The following is a 5,249-nucleotide window of genomic DNA, read 5'->3' as shown; positions in this document are numbered from 1 at the left end:
GGGACAAGGGGGTTGACCGAACACCCGGAGCCCCGTGCGCCCATGACCGAGACATCGCCGCTCGACACCAAGGCCCCCGAGGCCGAGCACCGTTTCCCCTGTTCGGCCTGCGGCGCGGACATGCGCTTCGCCCCCGGGCAGGGCAAGCTCGTCTGCGACCATTGCGGCAACGAGGAGGAGATCACCGGCGAAGAGGCGGCCGAGGGCCCCTGGGGCGCGGCGCCGGGGGGCATCCGCGAGCTCGACTTCCGGTCGGCGCTGCGCGACCGGCTCCACGCCTCCGAGATGGAGGAGACGCGCGTCACGCAATGCCCCTCCTGCGGGGCGCAGGTGACGCTCGCGCCCGAGGTCCACGCCAAGGAATGCCCGTTCTGCGCCACGCCCGTCGTGACCGACACCGGCACCCACCGGCACGTCAAGCCGCAGGGCCTCGTCCCCTTCCAGCTGACCGAGCGGCAGGCCCACGAGGCGATGAACAGGTGGCTCGGGCGGCTCTGGTTCGCGCCGAACGGGCTCAGGGACTACGCGCGCAAGGGGCGCAAGATGGAGGGCATCTACGTCCCCTACTGGACCTACGACGCCGACACCCGCACGCGCTACACCGGCCAGCGCGGCACCGCCTACTACGTCACCGTGCGCGGACCCGACGGCAAGTCGCGGCGCGAGCGGCGCATCCGCTGGCGCAACGTCTCGGGCAACGTGGCGCGGTTCTTCGACGACGTGCTGGTGCTCGCCTCCCGCTCGCTGCCCAAGCGCTTCACCGACGGGCTCGCGCCCTGGAACCTGACGGCGCTGACCGACTACCGGCCCGACTACCTCTCGGGCTTCCGGGCCGAGGGCTACACGGTCGATCTCGACGAGGGGATGCAGGAGGCGCGCGCCATCATGGACGCGCAGATCCGGCAGGACATCCTGCGCGACATCGGCGGCGACGCGCAGCGGATCGGGACCGTCGACACCGACGTGTCGGACGTCACCTTCAAGCACGTCCTCCTGCCCGTCTGGCTCGCCGCCTACCGCTACCGGGGCAAGCCCTACCGCTTCGTCGTGAACGCCCAGACCGGCAAGGTGCAGGGCGAGCGGCCCTGGTCCTGGATCAAGATCACCATCGCGGTGATCCTCGCCCTCATCCTCGGCGCGGCGGTGATCTACGGCCTCGGCCTCGCCGAGGAGGGCGGCTTCGACATCGGCGGCGCCCTCCCGGTGCCCTCGGGGCAGCTTCTCCAGAAGTGAGGCGCGGTCCTAGCCTTTCCGGATCTGCACCTTCTGGGCCGCCTCGCCCGCCGCGCCGGCCTTCTTCGGCACGCGGATGGTGAGAAGCCCGTCCTTCAGTTCCGCGTCGACGCCATCGGCATCGGCATCCGGCGGCAGGCGGAAGCTCCGCGAGAAGGACCCGAAGGAGCGTTCCGAGAAATACCAGGTCTCGCCCTTCTCCTCGCGCTCGGACGCCTTCTCGCCCGAGACGGTGACGACCCCGTCCTGCACGGACACGCTCACGTCCTTCTCCGCCACGCCGGGCAGTTCCATGGCGATCCGGTAGGCCTCGCCGTCGGCCGAGGCTTCGGATGCGGGCGCGAACCAGTCGGAGAGGCGCGCGCCGAAGGTGCGGAACGGGTCCATGAGCGAGGGGAAGAGACCGGACTTGTGGGACGATTCGACCATCGCGACCTCCTTTGCGATGCGGGTTGATTGACGGGTGCGATGATCGCTCATGCCCGCAGGCCCGGTCATTGACGTGCGTCAAAACGGCTGGCGCGGACTGCCACCGGCGGCTAGCAAGGAGGCGCAGACCGAAGGGAGACGCCGATGATCCTCTGCGCCGGGGAAGCCCTGATCGACATGCTGCCGCGCAAGACCGAGGGCGGCGAGAGCGCCTTCGCCCCCTATCCTGGCGGCGCGGTCTTCAACACGGCCATCGCGCTGGCGCGGCTGGGGGCGCCGGTATCGTTCTTCACGGGTCTCTCGGACGACCTCTTCGGCGAGCGGCTGTCGCGCGTGCTCACCGTGAACGGCGTGGGCCATGGCCTCGCCGCGCGGTCCTCCCGGCCGACGACGCTGGCCTTCGTGTCGCTGACGGGCGGACAGGCGAGCTATACCTTCTACGACGAGAACACGGCGGGCCGGATGCTCTCGCCCGCCGACCTGCCGGCGATCCCGGAGGACTGCGCGGCGGGCTTCTTCGGGGGCATCTCGCTGGCGGTCGAACCCTGCGCCGAGGCCTATGTCGCCCTCGCCGAGCGGATGTCGGCCTCGGGGCGCCTCGTGATGCTCGACCCCAACGTGCGGGCGGGCTTCGTCGCGGACGCGGACCGCTACCGGGCGCGGATGGAGCGTCTCTTCACCCTCGCCGACTTGGTGAAGGTCTCGGACGAGGACCTGCGCTGGCTGCTGGGCGACGGCGATCTCGGCGCGCTGGCCGAGGCGGTGCGCGCGCGGGGGCCGGCCGTCGTGCTGGTGACGCAAGGCGCCGAAGGCGTGACCGCCTACTCGGGGGGCGAGCCCCTGCACATGCCCGCGCCGAAGGCCGAGGTCGTGGACACGGTCGGCGCGGGCGACACCTTCAACGCGGGCTTTCTCGCCGGGCTCCACGACGCGGACCTCCTCTCGGCGGACGCGGTGCGCGATGGGCTGCCGGAGGCGGCGCTGAGGGCCGCGCTCGACCTGGGCGTGCGGGCGGCGGCCGTCACCGTCAGCCGCGCGGGCGCGAACCCGCCCACGCGCGCCGACCTCGGATGAGGGCGCTTCTCCAGCGGGTCAGCCGGGCGGAGGTCGCCGTGGACGGCGAGGTGATCGGGCGCACGGGCCCCGGCCTCCTGATCCTCGTCTGCGCCATGCAGGGCGACGGGCCCGAGGCGGCGGAGCGGCTGGCCGCCAAGGTCGCGAAGCTGCGGATATTCCGGGACGCGGCCGACAAGATGAACCTCTCGCTCCTCGACACGGGCGGCGGCGCTTTGGTGATCAGCCAGTTCACGCTCGCCGCCGACACGCGGCGCGGCAACCGCCCCGGCTTCTCCACCGCCGCCCCGCCCGAGGAGGGGGAGCGTCTCTATCTCCGCTTCGCCGAGGCGCTGGCGGCGCTCGGTCCCCACGTCGAGACGGGCCGCTTCGGCGCGGACATGGCGGTCTCGCTCACGAACGAAGGGCCGGTTACAATCTGGCTCGATTCCGAGGCATGATGCCGAATAATTAGGCAAAGCCGCGCCCGAAAACCGCCTCCCCCTGCGGCGCACTGGCGCTCGGTCGCGGATTTTGCAGCCATGGGCCCGAGGGAGAGGCGAGACACGAGCCATGCAGGACCGGCCAGACTTCTTCGACGAGATGCTCGGCGCAGACGGCGCGCCCCGGCATTCCTATTCCTCCTACCACGCGTGGTTCTCGGGCGAGAACCTCGGCGACCTGCACAAGAAGTCGGTCGAGGCCGAGACCTTCTTCCGCCGCACCGGCATCACCTTCAACGTCTACGGACAGGCCGAGGCGGATGAGCGGCTGATCCCCTTCGACATCGTGCCGCGCATCATCTCCGGCCGCGAATGGTCGCGCCTCGTGCGCGGGATCGAGCAGCGGGTGCGCGCGATCAACGCCTTCCTGAACGACATCTACCACCGGCAGGAGATCCTGCGCGCGGGCCGCGTGCCGGTGGAGCTGATCGCGCGGAACGACGCCTTCCTGCCGCAGATGATCGGCATGGCGCCGCCCGGCGGCGTCTACACCCACATCGTCGGCATCGACCTCGTGCGCACGGGCGAGGACGAGTTCTACGTGCTCGAGGACAACGCCCGCACACCCTCGGGCGTGTCGTACATGCTCGAGAACCGCGAGACGATGCTCCAGATGTTCCCCGAGCTCTTCACCCGCATCAAGGTCCAGCCGGTGCAGGACTACCCGGTGAACCTGCGCCGCTCGCTCGCCGCCTGCGCGCCGGTGAACTGCACCGAGGAGCGCACCGTCGCGGTGCTGACGCCCGGCATCCACAACTCGGCCTATTTCGAGCACGCCTTCCTCGCCGACCAGATGGGCGTGGAACTGGTCGAGGGCCACGACCTGCGGATCGTGGACGGCAAGGTCGCCATGCGCACGACGCGGGGCTACCAGCCGATCGACGTGCTCTACCGCCGCGTCGACGACGACTATCTCGACCCGATGAACTTCAACCCCGACAGCATGCTGGGCGTGCCGGGGATCATGGACGTCTACCGCGCCGGCGGGATCACCATCGCCAACGCGCCGGGCACCGGCATCGCCGACGACAAGGCGATCTACAGCTACATGCCCGAGATCGTGGAGTTCTACACCGGCGAGAAGGCGATCCTGCAGAACGTGCCGACCTGGCGCTGCTCGGACCCCGAGAGCCTCGCCTACGTGCTCGACCACCTGTCCGAGCTGGTCGTGAAGGAAGTCCACGGCTCGGGCGGCTACGGGATGCTGGTCGGCCCCGCCGCGTCGAAGAAGGAGCTCGCCGCCTTCCGCGCCAAGCTGACGGCCAAGCCCGGCAACTACATCGCGCAGCCGACGCTCGCGCTCTCGACGGTGCCGATCCTGACGAAGGCGGGCCTCGCGCCGCGCCACGTCGATTTGCGTCCCTTCGTCCTGGTGCGGCCCGACGGCTGCACGATCACGCCGGGCGGCCTCACGCGGGTCGCGCTCAAGAAGGGGTCGCTCGTCGTGAACTCGAGCCAGGGCGGCGGCACCAAGGACACCTGGGTGCTGGAGGAGTAACGGGCATGCTGGGCAAGACGGCGGGCGGCCTCTTCTGGATGTACCGCTATCTCGAGCGGTCGGAGAACACGGCGCGGCTGATCGAGGCGGGCTTCCGCATCGCGCTGACGCGGCCCGACGGCGCGGACGACGAATGGGCCTCCGTCCTCCAGACCGCCGCCGTCGCGGACGCCTACCGCGCGCGCCACGGCGAGGTGGAGGGCTCCCGCGTCATCGACTTCCTCCTGCGCGAGCCGACGAACCCTTCCTCCGTCCTCTCGGCCATCGCGGCGGCGCGGCAGAACGCGCGCCTCGTGCGGACGGCCCTGACCCGCGAGGTCTGGGAGGCGGTGAACGACACCTACATGATCCTCAAGCAGGAATTCGCGCGCCCCGTTCCGACGCGGAACCTGCCCGAGGCGCTGGCCCTCGTGCGCCAGCAATCGGCGCTGGTGCGCGGCGCGCTGCACGGCACGATGCTGCGCAATGACATCTTCGACTTCTGCCGCCTCGGCACCTTCCTCGAGCGGGCCGACAACACCGCGCGCATCCTC

General features: G+C 70.6%; 6 protein-coding genes. 5 read left to right on the top strand and 1 reads right to left on the bottom strand.

The window, feature by feature from the left end:
- Positions 1 to 42 precede the first annotated feature (42 nt).
- Positions 43 to 1,233: a TFIIB-type zinc finger domain-containing protein gene (locus ACTS11_RS04270; protein ID WP_442639104.1), complete on the top strand. Its 1,191-nt coding sequence runs from the start codon at positions 43 to 45 to the stop codon at positions 1,231 to 1,233.
- 9 nt (positions 1,234 to 1,242) lie between these two features.
- On the opposite strand, the gene ACTS11_RS04265 is transcribed toward ACTS11_RS04270, so the two are convergent.
- On the bottom strand, positions 1,243 to 1,662 hold the full coding sequence (locus tag ACTS11_RS04265; protein WP_442639103.1) for an Hsp20/alpha crystallin family protein: 420 nt from the start codon (positions 1,660 to 1,662) through the stop codon (positions 1,243 to 1,245).
- Between the two features lie 144 nt (positions 1,663 to 1,806).
- Between ACTS11_RS04265 and ACTS11_RS04260 the strand changes: the two genes are divergently transcribed.
- The 4 genes from ACTS11_RS04260 to ACTS11_RS04245 all read left to right on the top strand — a co-directional run.
- Positions 1,807 to 2,736 (top strand): carbohydrate kinase family protein, encoded by a 930-nt coding sequence (locus ACTS11_RS04260; RefSeq protein WP_442639102.1) that lies wholly within the window; start codon positions 1,807 to 1,809, stop codon positions 2,734 to 2,736.
- The gene (dtd, locus tag ACTS11_RS04255) at positions 2,733 to 3,176 is read left to right on the top strand and encodes a D-aminoacyl-tRNA deacylase (protein ID WP_442639101.1); all 444 of its coding nucleotides are present in this window, start codon (positions 2,733 to 2,735) and stop codon (positions 3,174 to 3,176) included. The genes ACTS11_RS04260 and dtd overlap by 4 nt, the downstream gene beginning before the upstream one ends.
- Before the next feature lie 112 nt (positions 3,177 to 3,288).
- Complete coding sequence (locus ACTS11_RS04250; protein ID WP_442639100.1) at positions 3,289 to 4,716, top strand: circularly permuted type 2 ATP-grasp protein; 1,428 nt, start codon at positions 3,289 to 3,291, stop codon at positions 4,714 to 4,716.
- A 5-nt stretch (positions 4,717 to 4,721) separates the two neighbouring features.
- Positions 4,722 to 5,249, top strand: a 528-nt coding sequence (locus ACTS11_RS04245; protein WP_442639099.1) for an alpha-E domain-containing protein, incomplete at its 3' end; no start/stop codon positions are given.

Source organism: Roseicyclus sp. (assembly GCF_052168335.1).
Classification (GTDB): domain Bacteria; phylum Pseudomonadota; class Alphaproteobacteria; order Rhodobacterales; family Rhodobacteraceae; genus Roseibacterium.
Note: the sequence above shows the minus strand (reverse complement) of the source record. Positions and strands in the feature narration are given on the sequence as shown.

Coding starts and splice junctions, on each gene's coding strand:
- ACTS11_RS04260 (WP_442639102.1), top strand. CDS start 1,807: ATGATCCTCTGCGCCGGGGAAGCCCTGATCGACATGCTGCCGCGCAAG.
- ACTS11_RS04265 (WP_442639103.1), bottom strand. CDS start 1,662: ATGGTCGAATCGTCCCACAAGTCCGGTCTCTTCCCCTCGCTCATGGAC.
- ACTS11_RS04270 (WP_442639104.1), top strand. CDS start 43: ATGACCGAGACATCGCCGCTCGACACCAAGGCCCCCGAGGCCGAGCAC.
- dtd (WP_442639101.1), top strand. CDS start 2,733: ATGAGGGCGCTTCTCCAGCGGGTCAGCCGGGCGGAGGTCGCCGTGGAC.
- ACTS11_RS04250 (WP_442639100.1), top strand. CDS start 3,289: ATGCAGGACCGGCCAGACTTCTTCGACGAGATGCTCGGCGCAGACGGC.